The organism is Candidatus Omnitrophota bacterium (assembly GCA_028715965.1).
In the GTDB taxonomy this organism is placed as follows: domain Bacteria; phylum Omnitrophota; class Gorgyraeia; order Tantalellales; family Tantalellaceae; genus JAQUQS01.
In genome coordinates, this window is the sequence record JAQUQS010000004.1 from 66,279 (window position 1) to 84,949 (window position 18,671).

3 protein-coding genes and 1 riboswitch are annotated in these 18,671 nt (G+C 52.4%); of the genes, 2 read left to right on the forward strand and 1 reads right to left on the reverse strand.

The genetic code is table 11. From position 1 onward, the window contains the following. The first annotated feature begins 43 nt into the window (after positions 1–43). A complete protein-coding gene (locus PHH49_03350; protein MDD5487984.1) occupies positions 44–8,359 on the forward strand; it encodes a filamentous hemagglutinin N-terminal domain-containing protein in 8,316 nt (2,771 codons plus the stop codon). 139 nt (positions 8,360–8,498) lie between these two features. Then, positions 8,499–8,587: riboswitch (cyclic di-GMP riboswitch) on the forward strand. Between the two features lie 112 nt (positions 8,588–8,699). Continuing rightward, positions 8,700–16,793 carry a filamentous hemagglutinin N-terminal domain-containing protein gene (locus PHH49_03355; protein ID MDD5487985.1) on the forward strand — a complete coding sequence of 2,698 codons (8,094 nt, stop codon included), beginning with the start codon at positions 8,700–8,702 and terminating at the stop codon, positions 16,791–16,793. Here the strand turns inward: PHH49_03355 and PHH49_03360 are convergent. After that, positions 16,790–18,628: a ShlB/FhaC/HecB family hemolysin secretion/activation protein gene (locus PHH49_03360; protein ID MDD5487986.1), complete on the reverse strand. Its 1,839-nt coding sequence runs from the start codon at positions 18,626–18,628 to the stop codon at positions 16,790–16,792. The genes PHH49_03355 and PHH49_03360 overlap by 4 nt on opposite strands. Positions 18,629–18,671 lie beyond the last annotated feature (43 nt).

An 18,671-nucleotide genomic window follows, 5' to 3' on the forward strand; every position in this document is an offset into this window, starting at 1 on the left:
ATATGAGTAGATAGGCGTAGGAGGATTATTTAGGGGCAAAGAGATGAAGATGACGGGACTGCTGAAGAGAACGGTGAGCGTACTTGTGGTGTTCAGTTTTTTGAACGCTCAGGTGGCGTATTCTCTCCCACAGGACGTTGAGGTGGTGGAAGGCGCGGCGGATGTTAACATAGAAGGCGCGACGATGACGATAAACGCCGACGCCGGCACTATCCTGAATTATTCCTCGTTCGACCTTGCCGAGGGGGAGTCAGTGATAATAAACCTGCCGGGGATAGACGCGGATATACTTAACCGTGTTATCGGCGCCGGCGCGTCGAACATAGCGGGGGCCATCTCATGTAACGGGCTTTTCATACTCGTGAACACTAGCGGTATATATCTCGCGTCGACGGCGAATATCGACGTTGGCAGTCTGGTGCTTTCCACGCGGGATATCACTAACTCTGATTTTGTTAACGGGAAGTATTTCTTCCAGAAGATCTCGGAGGAAGCGCTGGATACGCTCCTTAAGAACGCGGGCACGATAAACGTGCGTGAAGGCGGGTTCGGCGTCCTTATAGCGGGAGCGATAGAGAACTCGGGTATGATCGTGGCGCCTATGGGGCGTATACACCTGGCCGCGGGAGACGCGGTGACACTCGCGCTTTCGAGTGACGGGCTTATAAGTGTCGCGATAGACGAGAAGGTGGCGTCGACGATACATGATATGGACGGGAACCCGATAACCGACCAGATAACGAATACCGGTTCGATCATAGCCGACGGCGGGGTAGTGGCTATAAGCGCCGAGTCGCTCACGGACATATTCAGGAACGCTATAAATCTTGATGGTATAGTGCAGGCGGATACGATGAGTTCTACTGCTGGCGAGATAAGTATAACCTCCTCGAGTGATATAACCCTCGGGGGTGGGATATCAGCCGTAGGGGGCATGATAGGAGTGATCTCGGAGGAAGGGTCGATAAGAGCCGAGGAGACATCGGAGATGACGGCGCAGGACGTATACGTGGAGGCCCAGAGGGACATATCTCTTGAGGGAACGATAGAGACGATGGAAGGTGGGCTTGTCGATCTCCACGCCCTTAACGGGTCGATGTACTCACATGGTTCCATAATAGCGCCTGAGGGGGAGATAAATGTGTGCGCGGCGTATGACCTTGACCTCGGGGGGTTCTACAAGGCGAGCCGCATGGTGTTCGACCCTGAGGAAGTGAACATAACGAGCGACTGGACGGGATCAGGGGATACGACGTTCTGGGCGACGGGGAACATAAATGTGCAGGCTAACATGACGCTGGAGGAAGGTAGCTTTTATTTCTATGCCGATTCCACCGATGCCAGCGGCACATATGACGACGGTTCGGGTACGTTCACGCAAAGCTCCAGCTCAACTATAACCGCTGATTATGATATATCCATAGACGGCTCCGGGAGCGTATCGGTGGGCGGAATAGTGTCTACTAGCGGTAGTCTTTATGTGGGGAATGTTACGGGGGATCATACGAATTCTTATGTAGCGGTTGTGAGTGACCTGAATGTTGCCGAAGATATATCATTAAGCTCATCGGGTGGTATCGGTGTATATACCGGCAATACCCTGCAGGCCAACAATATGGACATAAACGCTGACATGGACGGTAATGGTACCGGCTCGTTCTCCATGTTTTCCGGAACGGCTTTGACGCTTACAGGCGGAGACCTTTCAATAAGCGCGGGGGAGAATAGTACTTTGGAGGATATCTCCGGGGTCGATCTTTTTACGATAGGATCGACCACCGCGGCAGGGATAAGTTTTACGTGTGACGCGGCGAACACATTCAGCGTGGATACGTTCAAGACACTTGGCGACGGCTCCACGACTTTTGTGAGGGCGGTCGGTGATGGGACCAGTATCCCGCGGATGGTATACGATATAACACAGCTTCAGGCGATGCAGGATAACCTCAGTTGGGATTACCAACTTGCCAACAATATAGACGCGTCGGCGACTGCCGGCTGGAATTCAGGTGAAGGTTTCGTTCCTGTCGGGGATGATGTGTCGAAATTCACGGGCACATTTGATGGGGGGGGTAAAGTGGTCTCGGGACTTTTTGTGGACACCACACAGTCTTATACCGGCCTTTTTGGATATGTTTCCGGCGCTACATTATCTGACGTCGGGCTAGAAGATATCTCCATAACTGCTACTGTGTCGACCGGGTATGCCTATGTGGGCGGCTTATCCGGATATGCCCAGGATACGCTAGTAACTAACGTATATACAACCGGTTCTGTTGATGCTATCAGACCAGGTGGGGTTGCGTTTGGCGGTGGGTTAATAGGTTGCAACGAGGCCAGCGCGTTAGGGCAAGAGGCGAATATAACGAGTTCATATTCTTTGGCTGATGTGTCAGTGAACGCTCACTCTGGTTATGCGGGTGGGTTGATAGCCCAGAATTCCGCGAACGGTGGCGGGTCGGCGGATATCGCGGATTGTTATGCGACGGGCTCGGTTTCGATGACAGCTTCATCGTTTTATGCTATGGCGGGAGGGTTGGTCGGACAGAATGTGGCGTATGCCTTTGAAGGAGGACCATCGCTTCCATGTGCCAACATAACGGGTAGTTATGCTACGGGCGAGGTCCAGGCATCTTCAGGCGGAACGGGTGATGTATGCGCGGGAGGGTTAATAGGGTATAACACGACCACTGAAGATAATGCGCTCATAACGGATTCGTACGCCACGGGAAATGCTACCGCTTCAGGAGGTACTAGTACTTACGCGGGAGGGCTCATTGCGTATAATGACGCGATCTCAAATGGGGACGCGACCATTACAAGGTCGTACGCTACGGGAGACGCGTCGGCTACAGGGGCGGGAACGACATACGCTGGTGGCCTGGTCGGGTATATGGACGCGGCTATAATGTCCACGGCGGATGCCGTGGATTCTTTTGCTCTGGGAACGGCCACCGCAACGGGCGGCTCGACCAATTATGTTGGTGGGCTGGGAGGGTATATTGATATCGATAGGGATGTCTCTACCAGCAGGTGGTATAACGCTTCGAATACTGATGGTGTCGGTTCACTTGCCGATGGGGATACGTTGAAAGAAATAGCCGAGTATTTCACTGACGGCAGCTCAGAGATATATACAAACTGGGATTTCACGGTCGATGGGACCGGGGCGGGTTCGGGAACGTGGATCATGGCGGGTCTGCCGCACCTCCAGATGGAATGGACGGACACCATAACGACCCTGGAAGAGCTGCAGATGATCCTGCTGGACTATGACGTGTCATATACCCTTGCGAATGACATTGACGCGGCGGCGACGACGGGCTGGAATTGGAACAGCACACGTGGCGTGTATGAGGGGTTCAAGCCATTGACGCTTTTCTCCGCGACATTTGACGGTTCGGGGTATGAGATATCCGGACTTAACATTGACCGTACCGATACCAATATAGGGATGTTCGGAGTGGTCTTTGCCAGTACGATCCAGGATCTTTCCCTTTCTTCGGCCAGCATAACGCACAGTGACGCCGTAAGTTCTTATAATCTTGGGGGTGTGGCGGGGTTGGCATATAGCGCTTATCTCAACGACATATCGTTCTCGGGAACAGTTTCTGGCTCTACCAGTTCAGGTGACGCGTTTATCGGAGGTCTAACTGGATATATGAACGCCGGGGGCGTAAGCGGGATCAGTACTGCGGGGACCGTAACCGGGGCATCGAGCCTAGGCAAATGCTATGTGGGAGGGGTGATAGGGCAGTTATATACATCGGCCGCGGGGACCATCGAGGTAACGCTTTCCGATTCTTCTGCCGATGTCTCCGCGGATTCTGTGGGAGGATATAATTTCGTGGGAGGGCTTATCGGGTCCATAGAGCTGGCTGATTTCAACCTGGGAAGCGTTTGTAACGTTACTGATTCATACGCCACGGGGGACGTTTCCGGTAATACCACATTCACCCATGTTCTCGCCGGGGGACTTATAGGCAGGCTGTATATCGCGTACAATGCCGATGTTAACGTGGAAGATTGTTACGCCACAGGTGATGTTTCAGCTACGGGAACACAGCAGGCCCGTGCCGGGGGGTTGATGGGGCAATTTTCCTCAAATGGCGCTGAATCATACGTAACAATGAACAACTGCTACGCTACGGGAGATGTTACGGCGGTGGCCGGACTTACCGATGAGTATCCCGCTATGGCGGGTGGGCTGATAGGCTTGGTCCGGGCCGACGCGGACGGGACGACCATTATCAATAACTCTTTCGCAACGGGGACCGCTTCGGCCACGGGAGCCAGGCCGCGTGAATGCGGATTGGTAGGATGGGATGCCGGGGGAGAATACAATGATTGCCTGTGGTTTAACTCCACAAATATACAGGGGATGTACTTCGAGACACCTGACTCATATGACGGTACGGCGCTGAAGGCCGCCAGTCTTCCGGACCTTTTCGACGCGGATAGCGATCTTTTCTCTACATGGGATCTTACCGCGGACGGTACCGGCGGACAATGGGTCATACAAAGCAGGGCCGCTCCCCCCGATTTTTACAGGGAATACAACGTATGGACGGGCGGTGGAACGACCAATAATTGGTCGGATGCCGCTAACTGGAGCGCCTTAGCCGCACCATCGATCTTTAGCAAAGTACTTTTGAGTTCCGTTAGCACGAAAAGTGTCACATGGGATTCTGATATCACCGTGGCAAAAATGCATATAGATGCTTCGTACACGGGACAATTGACACAGGGTGACGGGTACGAGCTTACCGCCACGGACGTTTATTACCAGGGCGGTGGTACCGTGCGGACATCGGGAACGGACCTTTCTGTCGAGGGAGGTACTTTTGTGCAGGACGGAGGAAGCATCACGCTGGCCAGTGGCGGGGATATCTACCTGGATAGCGCCGGGTATATGGAGCTTTATGACGTCTCCTGCGGGGACGAAAGCACTATATACTTAGGTTCAAGGGAAGCCCCGAGCTCGGTAGTCGTGACCGGGACGATAAGCACGTTATATCCCGGTGGGTCCCAAAGCGGTCTTGAGATATATTCCGATGGCGGGATAAGTGTCGAAGGCGCGGTGGGCGGTTCAACTTATTATTTCGACTCCATCCACCTTTACCTGGACCATGATGATAACTCCGCGCTCAGCAATATACACGGAAGTTTTTACGCTGACCTGGTATATGTACTCGCGCAGAACAATATTGTGGTGGACGGCACACTGGCCAATGACGCGGGAGCTCTTTACGTTGGGCAGCCGGGATATACCCCGGATTCTATAACCCAGGACGGGAGAGTGCGGGCCGCTACTTATGTGGGAATGTATGCTAACGTGGACATAAACATGTACGATGAACTGTCCTCTAACGCTAGCATGTGGATAATGGCCGATTATGACGATAACGGGTCAGGGGCCTTCCGGCAGGTAAGCGGCAGTATAGTTTCATATGGCGACCTATCCATAGATGGTTCCGGGGAGATGGTCCTGGGTTATGTTTATCTGGGAGATAGCGCGGACATGACCATAGGAGAATATCGCACTCCGGATATCGTAACGATCGATATTGGTGTGGGCGGTGCCGCCGGAGGCGGGGACATCTCTATATATTCGAACGGAGATATCAACCTGGGCGGGGATATAGGTTCCGGTTCTACGGTATTCAATAACGTCAGGTTCTACCCGGACTATGACTCAAATGCCGGGATGAGTACCGTGGGAGGAAATGTATACGCGGATTATTTTTATATCGAGACGGATTCACCGCTGTCCCTTACTGAGACCAATGTCTATGGTGGAGGACTTTATGTGGGGGCGTTGGGCAGGGCTCCGATTTCCGTGTCGACCTTGGAGCCTTTATATGGGTTCTATGACATCGATATATATTCCGACGGAGATATCCTTATCGGGGACGATATATATGGATATGAAGTTGAGCTGTTCGCGGATTATGATGGCAATGGCACGGGAAGTTTCACCCAGACCGGGGGGATAATCGAGTCATACGGGGATATAGTGATAGACGGTGTAGGGGATATGGATTTGGGCGCCATTACGATAAATGACGGGAGCGATATAATAATCGGGTCTTCCAGAAAGCCGAGCTCCGTTACGTTGAACGGGGTGATAACGGGTATCAACGACCCATATCTGGAGATATGTACCAGCGGGAACATATTGCAGAACGCGGATATCGGAGCGGAAGGCCTGGCGTTCGGTTCCGTTAGGTTCTATATGGATGATGATATGGCCAATGGATACGGCGGATTTATCGCCAATAGCGGGACTATCTACGCGGATAATGTCGTTCTAGAGGCCCCGGGAGATATGGAATTGGGCGGTATAAGTGTATATGGCGGCGATCTATGGACTTACGGAGATCATATTCCCAGCAGCCTTACTTTGACGGGTGATGTAAGTGTCGGGTACGGGGATATATATATAAGCACCCTGGGAAGCTATGACCAGTCCTCATCAGTGGTTTCCACGACGGGTTCGGGATCGATAAGCATTACGTCCACTGGGACGTCGTATCTTAACGATATTAACGGGGCTGAAGGGATACTTCTTCTGGCCAACAGCGGCCAAAGCGCGGTTTATAACGCGTCGGATTCGATGTTCAACATTACCGGCGGTATCGGGATATCAAGTAACGTAACTCTTAACGGCCAATCATCGGATATCAGGCTCTCGGGAGCTTGGACCAATAGTGGCATATTTAACGCGGGTACATCCATTGTTACTTTCAATGGGGCCGGTACAGGGGCCATTTACGGGTCGAACACTTTTTATGATCTCAAGTGCGTTACTCCAGGCAAGACGTTGAGGTTCGCGGCGGGACGAACCCAGGTAGTATCGGGGGCATTGACGCTTGGCGGGACAGAAGCTAATAAGGTGATCCTTTCCAGTACTTCCGATGGGACCCAATGGCATATAGACGCGAGAGGGAGCATGTCTATAGCTAATGTTTCGGTAAAAGATTCGTTCAACGATAAAGGTCTCTATATCGACCCGGCCGGTTCTATTGATAGAGGGGGTAATTCGTACTGGTTCACGCCCTCGGTGCCACAGGATGATCCGGTCGACAATGACAATAATGTGCCGGGAGAAGGTAGCGAGACACTGGATGAAACCGTTTTGTTGGATGAGGCCCCGGGAGACAACGATATAGGGGACCAGGATATGGGGGACGTCGTGAACACCGGACAGGAGACGTCGGGAGATGAAACTAGCATCGAGAACGCGGGTGATGATATGGCCGGCGAGACAGGGGGAGAAGAGGATGACCCTGAGCCCACGGTCATGGCCGCTTCCACCTCGGTCGAAGATGGAAGTAGTGATGGCGGCACCTCGACCGATGGGTCCACGGATGAGGATAATGACGAAAATAGCGGTGGGACAGATGACGGTTCGGATGATATCTCTGATGAGGACGCCGGCGGGACGATCGTGGATGACGGCGAGGACGAAGAGGGGGACAGTGGCTCAAAGAAGAAAAAGAGCTCCGGGAATGCGCAGAAGTTGAGCGTTTCAGGAGAGGAAGAAGATGATGCTGAGGGCGCGTCGGCCGGGACTGGCGTAGGTTCCGAAGAAGATAAAGAGAATAAAAAAGAGAAGACGGAGCGAGGTCCGATGGATCGGCAGAACGTTATTGATGCGTTGTCCGCCAGAGGGTTTACATGGAATCCTTCGACCGGGACATTCGAAAAAGGGTTCCAACCTGGCGAGTATCACACAAAAGTATTCGTGTTCGAGGGAGAGGTCCTGGTGAATACGTTCAAGGGCGTAGCGCTTGACCCGTCAAATCTCACGATACTTACTAACGGACAACATATCAGTATTGGTGGAGTTTTTGATGGAGAAAAAGAACTGCTTGCCGGGGATGATGGCGTAGAAATCCGGGGTCAGTTGCCTGAACTTGGTGGAGAAGACGGTGAACTCTCGGATATAGTCGGGCGTACGGGCAAGATCACCGCTATAAGCGGAAAAGTCGATATCATAAAGAAAGCGGGGCAAGAGAACGTTTCGGCACAAATAGGCATGACCCTTGAGGAGGGGGATGTATTGGTGACTGATACGGATAGCGAGGCGACCATTGAGCTTGCCGGTAAAAAGGGCAAAACAGCCGCGGAAGTTGACCTGTCGGAAAATACCCAGATCATGGTCGATGAGCTTAGTCTTGTCCCAGATAAGGGTACGGAAGATACCTTGCTGGATATTGCCGTGGGGAAGATACTTGTTAAGGTCGAAAGCCTAAAGGACAGTGGGGGGTCCACTTTTGAGATCCAGACACCTACCTCCATCGTAGCGGTAAGAGGGACGGTTTTTACGGTGGAAGTAAGCCCATCCAAAGAATAACAGCCTCATAATATGTTATAAAATAAGCACTTAAAAAGTTAATCACAACTTAATCACAAAATAATGGGTTCTTGTTTGTATCGTATTAATAGTATGATATACTTAAATTGATACTAAAACCGGTTCTTTTAAATGGATTTTTTGAAAAAGGCAACCTCCGTGAAAGCGGAAGGGCGCAAAGCTATAAGAGCCTAAGACCTCAAGGGGTTACGGTAGTCAGCTGCCAAAGAGAGAAGGTATACATTGACCCATGGCTATTATAGTCATGGGTTTTTTTATCCCCCGTAGCCAGATAGGATATGAGTAGATAGGCGTAGGAGGATTATTTAGGGGCAAAGAGATGAAGATGACGGGACTGCTGAAGAGAACGGTGAGCGTACTTGTGGTGTTCAGTTTTTTGAACGCTCAGGTGGCGTATTCTCTCCCACAGGACGTTGAGGTGGTGGAAGGCGCGGCGGATGTTAACATAGAAGGCGCGACGATGACGATAAACGCCGACGCCGGCACTATCCTGAATTATTCCTCGTTCGACCTTGCCGAGGGGGAGTCAGTGATAATAAACCTGCCGGGGATAGACGCGGATATACTTAACCGTGTTATCGGCGCCGGCGCGTCGAACATAGCGGGGGCCATCTCATGTAACGGGCTTTTCATACTCGTGAACACTAGCGGTATATATCTCGCGTCGACGGCGAATATCGACGTTGGCAGTCTGGTGCTTTCCACGCGGGATATCACTAACTCTGATTTTGTTAACGGGAAGTATTTCTTCCAGAAGATCTCGGAGGAAGCGCTGGATACGCTCCTTAAGAACGCGGGCACGATAAACGTGCGTGAAGGCGGGTTCGGCGTCCTTATAGCGGGAGCGATAGAGAACTCGGGTATGATCGTGGCGCCTATGGGGCGTATACACCTGGCCGCGGGAGACGCGGTGACACTCGCGCTTTCGAGTGACGGGCTTATAAGTGTCGCGATAGACGAGAAGGTGGCGTCGACGATACATGATATGGACGGGAACCCGATAACCGACCAGATAACGAATACCGGTTCGATCATAGCCGACGGCGGGGTAGTGGCTATAAGCGCCGAGTCGCTCACGGACATATTCAGGAACGCTATAAATCTTGATGGTATAGTGCAGGCGGATACGATGAGTTCTACTGCTGGCGAGATAAGTATAACCTCCTCGAGTGATATAACCCTCGGGGGTGGGATATCAGCCGTAGGGGGCATGATAGGAGTGATCTCGGAGGAAGGGTCGATAAGAGCCGAGGAGACATCGGAGATGACGGCGCAGGACGTATACGTGGAGGCCCAGAGGGACATATCTCTTGAGGGAACGATAGAGACGATGGAAGGTGGGCTTGTCGATCTCCACGCCCTTAACGGGTCGATGTACTCACATGGTTCCATAATAGCGCCTGAGGGGGAGATAAATGTGTGCGCGGCGTATGACCTTGACCTCGGGGGGTTCTACAAGGCGAGCCGCATGGTGTTCGACCCTGAGGAAGTGAACATAACGAGCGACTGGACGGGATCAGGGGATACGACGTTCTGGGCGACGGGGAACATAAATGTGCAGGCTAACATGACGCTGGAGGAAGGTAGCTTTTATTTCTATGCCGATTCCACCGATGCCAGCGGCACATATGACGACGGTTCGGGTACGTTCACGCAAAGCTCCAGCTCAACTATAACCGCTGATTATGATATATCCATAGACGGCTCCGGGAGCGTATCGGTGGGCGGTGTTGTCTCCAATATGGGAAGCATACATATCGGACAAGTCACAGGCAACCATGATGTGTCGTATATAGGCATGCTTGGCTCATTGTATGCGAGTAATGAGGTAACGCTTTATTCCGATGGTGATATACACCAAGGTGGGGACATGACAGGTGAGGTCATATATCTGTATCCAGATCATGACTCCGATGGCAGCGGCCAGTTCCAGACAAGTTTATCGTATGTCATCAATGGGATGGATCTCTACCTTGACCAGAGCACGGACATAGACATAAGTAATTTTAACGCGAATGTGGAATATTTTTATATCGGTAACAACGGGATCACGCCCAGTTCCGTTACGATCGGTGGCGAGAATCATGTGTATGGGACACTCGACATTACTTCCAACGGTGATATCGTCCAGAATGGGACGATCTATTCTGAGGCCGGATACGGGCTTTACCTGCAACCCGATTATGATAACGACGGGAACGGCCAGTTTATACAAAATTCAGGAAGCATTTGTAACTTTTATGAGATGAGCCTGTATCAGGGTACCAATATCACGCTTGATTATTACATGGACACCTACAATGTTTACGGGATCAACATATATGGCGAAGGTGAGGTTAACCTCAATGGCGGCATATATGCGACAAGCGATTTGTACGTGTACGCAAATGACGGTATTTCTTTGGGCGGTCCGCTACATTTCGATTATTACCTTGAGCTAAACGCCGATTATGACAACGATGGGTACGGCAGCTTGGTCGCGAACGGGAACAGCATATCCCCAGTAAGTTATTTTGATACGGCTAACATAACTACTGCAGGCGATCTTAACGTATCTGACATCGAAAGCCTGTTTTCCGGCGATGTTCCGGCAACTTCTTTGACTTTGCGTTCGACCGCAGGCAATATCACACTCGACCAGTATTATGATCCCGAGTTCTTATATTCGCTGCAACTTATAGCGGCTGATGATATCAACTTGAATGAGTGGATAGCGTTATCATACGGCAATGTTGGCCTGATCGCCGATTATGACGGAGACGGAGACGGTAATTTCAATTTCTCATCGGCAGGGATAAGCGCGGGCTCCGTTACTTTCAGTAAGAACAGTGATTTCAGTATCACATCGGATCTTATCTCCGACATAGACGCCAGCAATATCACATTCACGGCCGGCGGGGATTCCGACCTCTCGGTTGATGCCAGCCTATCATGCAGCGGGGCATTAAATCTACAGGCGGATGGGGATATTTCCATTAATTATGGGGTCAGCACAGGGACCACATTTTCGGTCGTTGCCGATTACGACACGGATAATTCCGGGAACGTTATCTGGTATAGCGGGGTGTCCGCGAGTATGGGGACAGGAGGGACGCTGAGATACCAGCAAGCCGATAGTTTCGCGTATTCGGATGTAACAAGCCGTGTTTATGGACAAACGACAGGAGGGGTCACGTTGAGGTCTACGAACGGTTCGGTGACCGTGGACCAGGCGATCACGCTCAGGACCGGCATCATCGATCTAAGGGCGGATGAGGACCTGCTTATAAATTCAAATATATCCACCACGAGCTCATCAACTATGTATCTTTACGCGGACGCGGAGAACAACGGTTCAGGGGGCTTTATGCAATCGGGGTCGGCTTCTATAACTTCAGGAGGGACCGCCCAGATCGCGCTACGCGCGGCAGGCACGGGAAGTTTATTGGGCGATATAACGGCCGGCCGGTTATATCTTTACGCGCAGTCAGGTGGCGCCACATATGCGCTCCAGGACGGGTGTAATGTGGACCTGAATTATTACACTTCTTCCTATGGTCTTTATGTCGCCAGTAATGCTATATTTAACGGTGGAAATAATACGACCATATCTACGGGAGGAGACTGGTGGGTGGACGGCACGTTCAATGGGCAGGGATCTACGGCCATATTGGATGGTACGTATTCCGGCACGAAGGATATACGGATGGACGCGGGCTCATTCAATAACCTTACGATAAACGCGAGCGGGACATATTCCCCATATACTTCCACCACGCCTACGGTAGTTGCGGGCGGTGACCTCAGCATCACTGCGGGCATATTGAGCATGACCACGAACGATCTCGTGGTAGGCGGAGACCTTCTTATCGACGGAGGCGTACTTATCGCCAATGGCGCGGGTGTGGACATTGATGTCGATGGGGATGTCTTGATCCGCGCGGGGGACTTTTTCGCCCCGACGGGCCTGGACGATGTTTCGTTCACGGTAGGGGGCGGATTTGAAGTATCGGGTGCGGGTGATTATTATAACGGCAATGGAAGGGTCGTATTCGATTCATCCGATATAGGGAACGATATCATCCTTACAACCTCCGGGTCCTATTTTTTCAATGACGTAAAGTTCAGCGGCGGAGGTGAATGGACTCTCACCGGCCTTATGCTGGCCTCCGGTGATCTGTATATGTATGACGGGACGCTCGTCGCCGGAGGACTGATAATAGCCGCGGATACATTAGCAATGGATGGCGGGAATATCACAAGTGATGGAAATGATGTCGAGATCATCGCTTCGACTTTTACGCAGACAGCGGGGGCGATAACGACAACATCAGAAGGGGATGTGAAGATCAGTTCTACCGCTATGCCCGGGGCATTTACTGTCGGGGAGATAAATTCCGATGGTGGTGTTTTCATCGGAGAGACCAACGCTCCGGTCACGGTCAGCCAGACATCAGGGACATCAATAACAGCGGTGGGAGATAGAGGCATAGAGATCAGCGCGTCAGGCGATATTACACTGCGGCAGGTCAATTCCGGAAGTTACGACACGACGATCACGTCAACGGCGGGGTCCATCCTCGACGGGCTTACGGGAGAAAGCGCGAACATAACGGCGGCAGCGGCTACACTCACGGCGGCTACGGGTATAGGTGTAACTGGAAGCGAGGACCTTGACCTTGACGTGGCGACGCTTGACGCGTCCGTAACGGGTACGGGTGACATTTATATATGGGAGGACAGCGCGATAACATTAAGTGATGTTGATACCAGCGCGGGCAAGATAGATATATCATCAGGGGGAACAATGACCGCGACGGATGTCGTGGCTGGCGATACGGGAGAAGTGTGGCTGACAACGACGAGCGGGAACATACAGGCTGGCGTGATCACGGCTTCCGGGAGCAAGGTAGTTCTCGCAGCCGCGGGTGCGATAACGGACACGAACGGTGCGAGCGTTAATATAACCGGGAGCACGGTGGACCTTGATGCCGCGACAGGCATAAGTGTGGATACTTCGGTGAATAATATCACGGCGGACGTGTCCGGGGTCGGGAATGTCGACATAAGCGAGACAGATGATGTGAACATTAACGGTGTCTCCTCATATGAGGGGGATATCATATTGACAAGCGGCGGCGTTATGACCGTTGCCGATGACATATCCGCCACAGGCTTCGGGAATATATCCATGACCGCCGACGGGATGAACCAGACCGGTGGCAGTATATACGCGCCCGCGGGCGAGATATGGATCGATGGCGCGGGTGATATTGTCCTGGGGGCCATAGAGGCGGCTGGGAATCTGACCATCGGGTCCAATGTGGCGCCGGATTCCGTGACCTTTAACGAAGATATCCACGCGTATAATAGCATAGACGTTATATCCAACGGGAACATTGACCAGAACGCGGACATATACAGTGACGGATCGTATGATATCTATCTGCGTCCCGACTATGACGGGGACGGTGCTGGGCAGTATTCGGGCAACGGGCATTCGCTTCTGGTGAACGCGCTTTATATCGACCAATCGACCGATATGGTGCTTAACGGGTTTACTCTCCAGAATGGTTATGTGTTAGCCGGCACCCTTAGTGCGCCATCATCAATTACCGTGAACGGCGATATAAATGGATATTACGCGTTTTACGCGGAAAGTAACGGGAATATCGACGTGAACGCGAATATATACACGCAATATGACCTGTATCTCGACGCGGCCGGTGATATAAACATAAATTCACTTTTGAGTTCAGGGGACGTGATATCTATAGGGGGATCCATATCGCCATCCTCTGTGACAATAACATCCGCTGGTTCCATATATTCGGGGAATACCGTTACAATATCATCCGGCGGTGATCTGGTTTTCGATAACCTGTCAGGGGCGATAGACTCGTATTTCCTGACCGGTAACGCCGGAAGCGACATAACGGTGGCGAACACCCTCAATATCGGTGTCGGATTATCCCTTGACGCCACGGGCAATATAGATGCCGAGGGCTCGATCGGTGGTATGTCTGAGACGCTTACCCTTAACGCGGGCGGGTATATTGATATAGCGGGGACCGCTACAGGGATAACCGCTGTAACGATAGACGCTTCGGGTGATGTGACCCTGGGGGGCATTGACTGCCAGGGAGACCTCGCGATAGGCGGGACGACTTCCCCGGCGAATGTTCACCTTAACGGTAGTAGCACGGTTACGGGTACTAACACGGCCCAGATCAGTTCGGCCGGGAATGTTGCCTTCAATGGCGATCTTGTCACGATATGTGGTATCACGGTCAGCGCGGTGAATAATGTTACGATAGCTAATAGTATTACCGGAGTTAATTCGGATATTTCACTGTACGCGGGGGGGAATATCAGCCATGCCTCCGGCACGGTATCTACGGAAACGAGCGGGGACATATATATGAACGGCGGCGGGGATCTCGCTTTGCGCAATATCAACAGCGCTGGGAGTGTATACGTGGGTGATCCTGAAGCTCCTTTATCTATCACGCAAGGAACGGGAACTGTGATCAACGCGGGTGGCGATATCAGCGTTGTGTCCGCGGGTGACGTAACGCTTGCGGAGTTGATCTCCGGGTCCGGGAGCGTTTCGGTGACCTCGTCCGGCGGGGGGATATACGATGGACTCGGCACGACCGACGCGAATATTACGGCCGGAAGCCTTACTCTTAGCGCGGCTACGGGAATAGGCATCCTGGGTGGAGAAGATGTCGATATCTCCGCGGATTCTCTCTTCGCTGAGGTCACGGGTCCGGGCGACATACATATAAATGAATTCGGGAGCATAACGATAAGCTCAACAAGCACTTATGACGGCTCGATCGATATCACATCTGAAGAGAAGATGACGGTATCGGATATTGCCGCGGGCGGTGCTGGCGATATTTCGCTTTGTACGGGGTCAGGAGACCTGGAGCTCGCGGGGAATATAACGGCGAACGCGGGGAATGTTTCTCTTGCCGCGGGCGGCGCGTTTACGCATATATCCGGAGTCATACATACTGATACGACGGGAGATGTGAGCATTAGTTCGGTTGGCGCGTCATCACTTGGGGACATAACGAGCGCGGGGGCGCTGAACCTGGATACCGGAAGCGCAGCTACTTATGGTTCGACCGGCACAATTGATACGGTGGGAGCCGTGGTGATAAGCAGCGGGGTCAATGTGGACGCCAATTCCTCGGTATGGACGGTAGGAGGGGACTGGACGAATAACGGTACGTTCAATGGAGACACTTCGAGTGTAACGCTTGACGGCGCAAGTGACGCCGCGGTGACGGGCCCTAACACCTTCGGTGACCTTGCGATAGAGACGGAGGGTAAGACCGTAACGTTCGAAGCGGGCGAGACCCAGACGGTTACCGGCGAGTTCAGCGCGCAGGGTTCCTCGGGGGTCGGCAACCTGGTGACGCTCAGGAGTTCGTCCGCCGGCAGCGCGTGGGGGCTGGACATACAGGGCGCGGCAAGCGTCAATTTCGCGGACGTCAAGGATTCGGCGAATGTCGGGACCGAGATCACGGCCACGAATTCCAAGGACAGAGGAGGCAACACCGGCTGGAGTTTTGAGTCATCGCTTCTTACATGGCTGGGAGTTAGCTCGACCAGCTGGGATGACGCTTCCAACTGGGACCTGGGATACGTGCCGAACGTAAGTGACAGCGTGGAGATAGTATCCGCGGGTAATTACGCGGCTTTAGTTTCGGATGTCGAGATAAACTCTCTTACGATAGACTCGGGCGGCCGGATGGACGCGGGTTCTTACAGGATAACGGTTTCCGGTGACTGGACGAACGCGGGTACGTTCAACGCGGGTACGGGCACGGTCGTTTTCGATCCGATGACGGGGACATCGCGGATAAGCGGGTCGACTATGTTCAATGACCTCACCTGCGTAACTCCTGGATCCACGCTGGTATTCGGTTCGGGGACGACGCAGACGGTGAACGGCAGGCTTGACATATCAGGTTCGGTATCAAGCCGAATAAACCTGATGGGTTCGGTAGCGGGAAGTTATTGGCATATAAACCCTAAAGGGGCGATAAGCGTGACGAACGTTACAGTGAGGGATTCATACAATGACAAAGGCGTATTCGTGGATCCAGCGGGGTCGGTGGATAACGGTAAGAACCTTTTCTGGTTCACGCCTCCGGTTAACGATATACCGGACGAGACGGATAACGTGGGTCAGAACAAGAACAATATGATCCTTGAAGGGAAAGGAAATGACTCTTTCGACCCCAGGGGTGTGGCGAATGGTCCTGCCGGGACAGGCATATTCATGGAGGACTATTTCGTCAACACGGGTTTTGGCATGGTATCCTCGGACGGGTCGCCATTTTTTATGTATCATGGTCTTTCTGACCCCGACATATATGGGCGCCGCGAACTCCCTGATCGGGACATGGTGGTTTAGGTCGTTGGTACGGTTAAGGGATCGGTCTCTTTGCGGCGGATCGTCAGGATATTGTTGTCCAGTAGTTCATTTGCCGAAGGGGTCCCGGAAAGCATGTCGGGAAGACCTTCACGAGGGGTCTCGGAGCGCATACTCTTTATCCTTTCCCATTCCTTGGGCAGGTTCTCCTCGAAAGTAAGGGCGAAATGGAAACGCGGGTTCGGGGACTCAGTGGTGGCTTTGTCCGGTCCTATGGGGAACCCCCATTCCAGGCGTAAGAGCGCCTGATTGTACAGACGTATACGTAGTCCAGCTCCGATGCTGGAATAGTTGACATGTTGTCTCTCCTCATCTTTTCTGGCCGCGCGTTTTTCCCCGTAACCGTAATCCATGAAACACAGGAGGTTCACGTTGTTACGCAGGCTGTCCTGGGCGTATGGCAGTTTCCATGACTCCGGGATGAACGGGCAGGGGACGAGTAGGTCCAGATTCATTATAAAGCCGTTGTCGGCCATGTAGTCCTGGGCCGGATATCCGCGTATCGAATCGATACCACCCAGGGAAAGTTGTTCCTGCGACGCGAGTTTTTCTCCGGAGAACTGGGTCTTGATGTTCAGGGCCGCCTGTAATGAGGCCGGAAATAGTTGCCGGTGTTTTATGTCAAGGTTGAACTTGGTGAAAGTGTTCCCGGCGGTCCCGTTCCTGGAAGAAAGGGGATGTTTGCGTCTGGCCCCGAACGCGTTAAGCCCCTGGGATAGCTGGGGTGAGATATACGTTATCGCGCCGGGGTTGCGGCTTATGATGTTGCTTTTGAGCCGGGCGGTACGGAAACGATCGCGTATAAGCGTGCCTTCCTCGGTGGTGGTCACTTTGTCGTTGGAGTCCATGCCCAGCGAAATGTCCCCAAGATATTCCGATCTCTTGTACAGGTCCTGGCTGACCGTGAAGCTGGCGCTCTGTGACCTTGACCGTATGCCATAGACAGAGAACTGTTTTCTTGGCGCGGAACGTGAGTCGGAATATCCGTAAATTATGTTCGTCCCGAAATTTGTTATGGGTACGGAGTGATACATATACATGCCGCTGAAATACTGGCCAAACGTGTATCCGGAAAGAAAGGTATCATCGACGAAGAGGGCATTATTATGTCTTACTCCGAAACCGTACCTGTCCCCGCCGGTGGAAGGAGCTCCTTCATTGTCGTATGAGAAAAACCCATGTATGGGGAAGTAAGATGTCGTGTCCAGCATCACGTCGGTAGTTCCTATTTCCTGCCCGGCGATAAGAGTGGCTTTTACGTCCCGGTCGGGATTTTTGTTCATGAGTTGCAGGCTCCGGCTCATTTTATCATAACGCAGGACCTGTCCCGGTTTGATGTCCCAGTAGTATTTTACGCGATCGACCTGGTTGGGGTCTCGGCTTTGTATCTTAAGTTCTCCCATTTTAGCCTCGACCACCCGCAAAGTGACCACGCCGTTCTTGATGTCCTGCGGAGGGAGGAAACAGGCCGCTATGACCCCTTTCTTCAGATACTCTTTTTCGATGTTCTTTGTTATCTCCGTGAGCTCCGCCAGGTCGGTATCCTTACCGATGGAATCAGCGAAGAGCGGAGTGAATTCGTCGGGGGGAAAAGTCTCGGTACCTTCGAGGACCACTTCTTTTAACAGGAAAGTAGGGCCTTGAGGTATGGCTTTTTCCTCTTCCTCGATCTTTTCGGGTGCCTGGGGAGGCGTTGTCGTGAGTTTTTCCTCGGCTTCCTCGCGGAATGGCCTGTCCACCTCGCGTGTGGCCATGTCTATCGTGCTTTCGCTGGGGAGAGGCTGGGAGAAACACGCCCGATACACGAGCGTGGACATTAACAATACGAAAACCACCTTTTTAATGAATGATGTGTACATA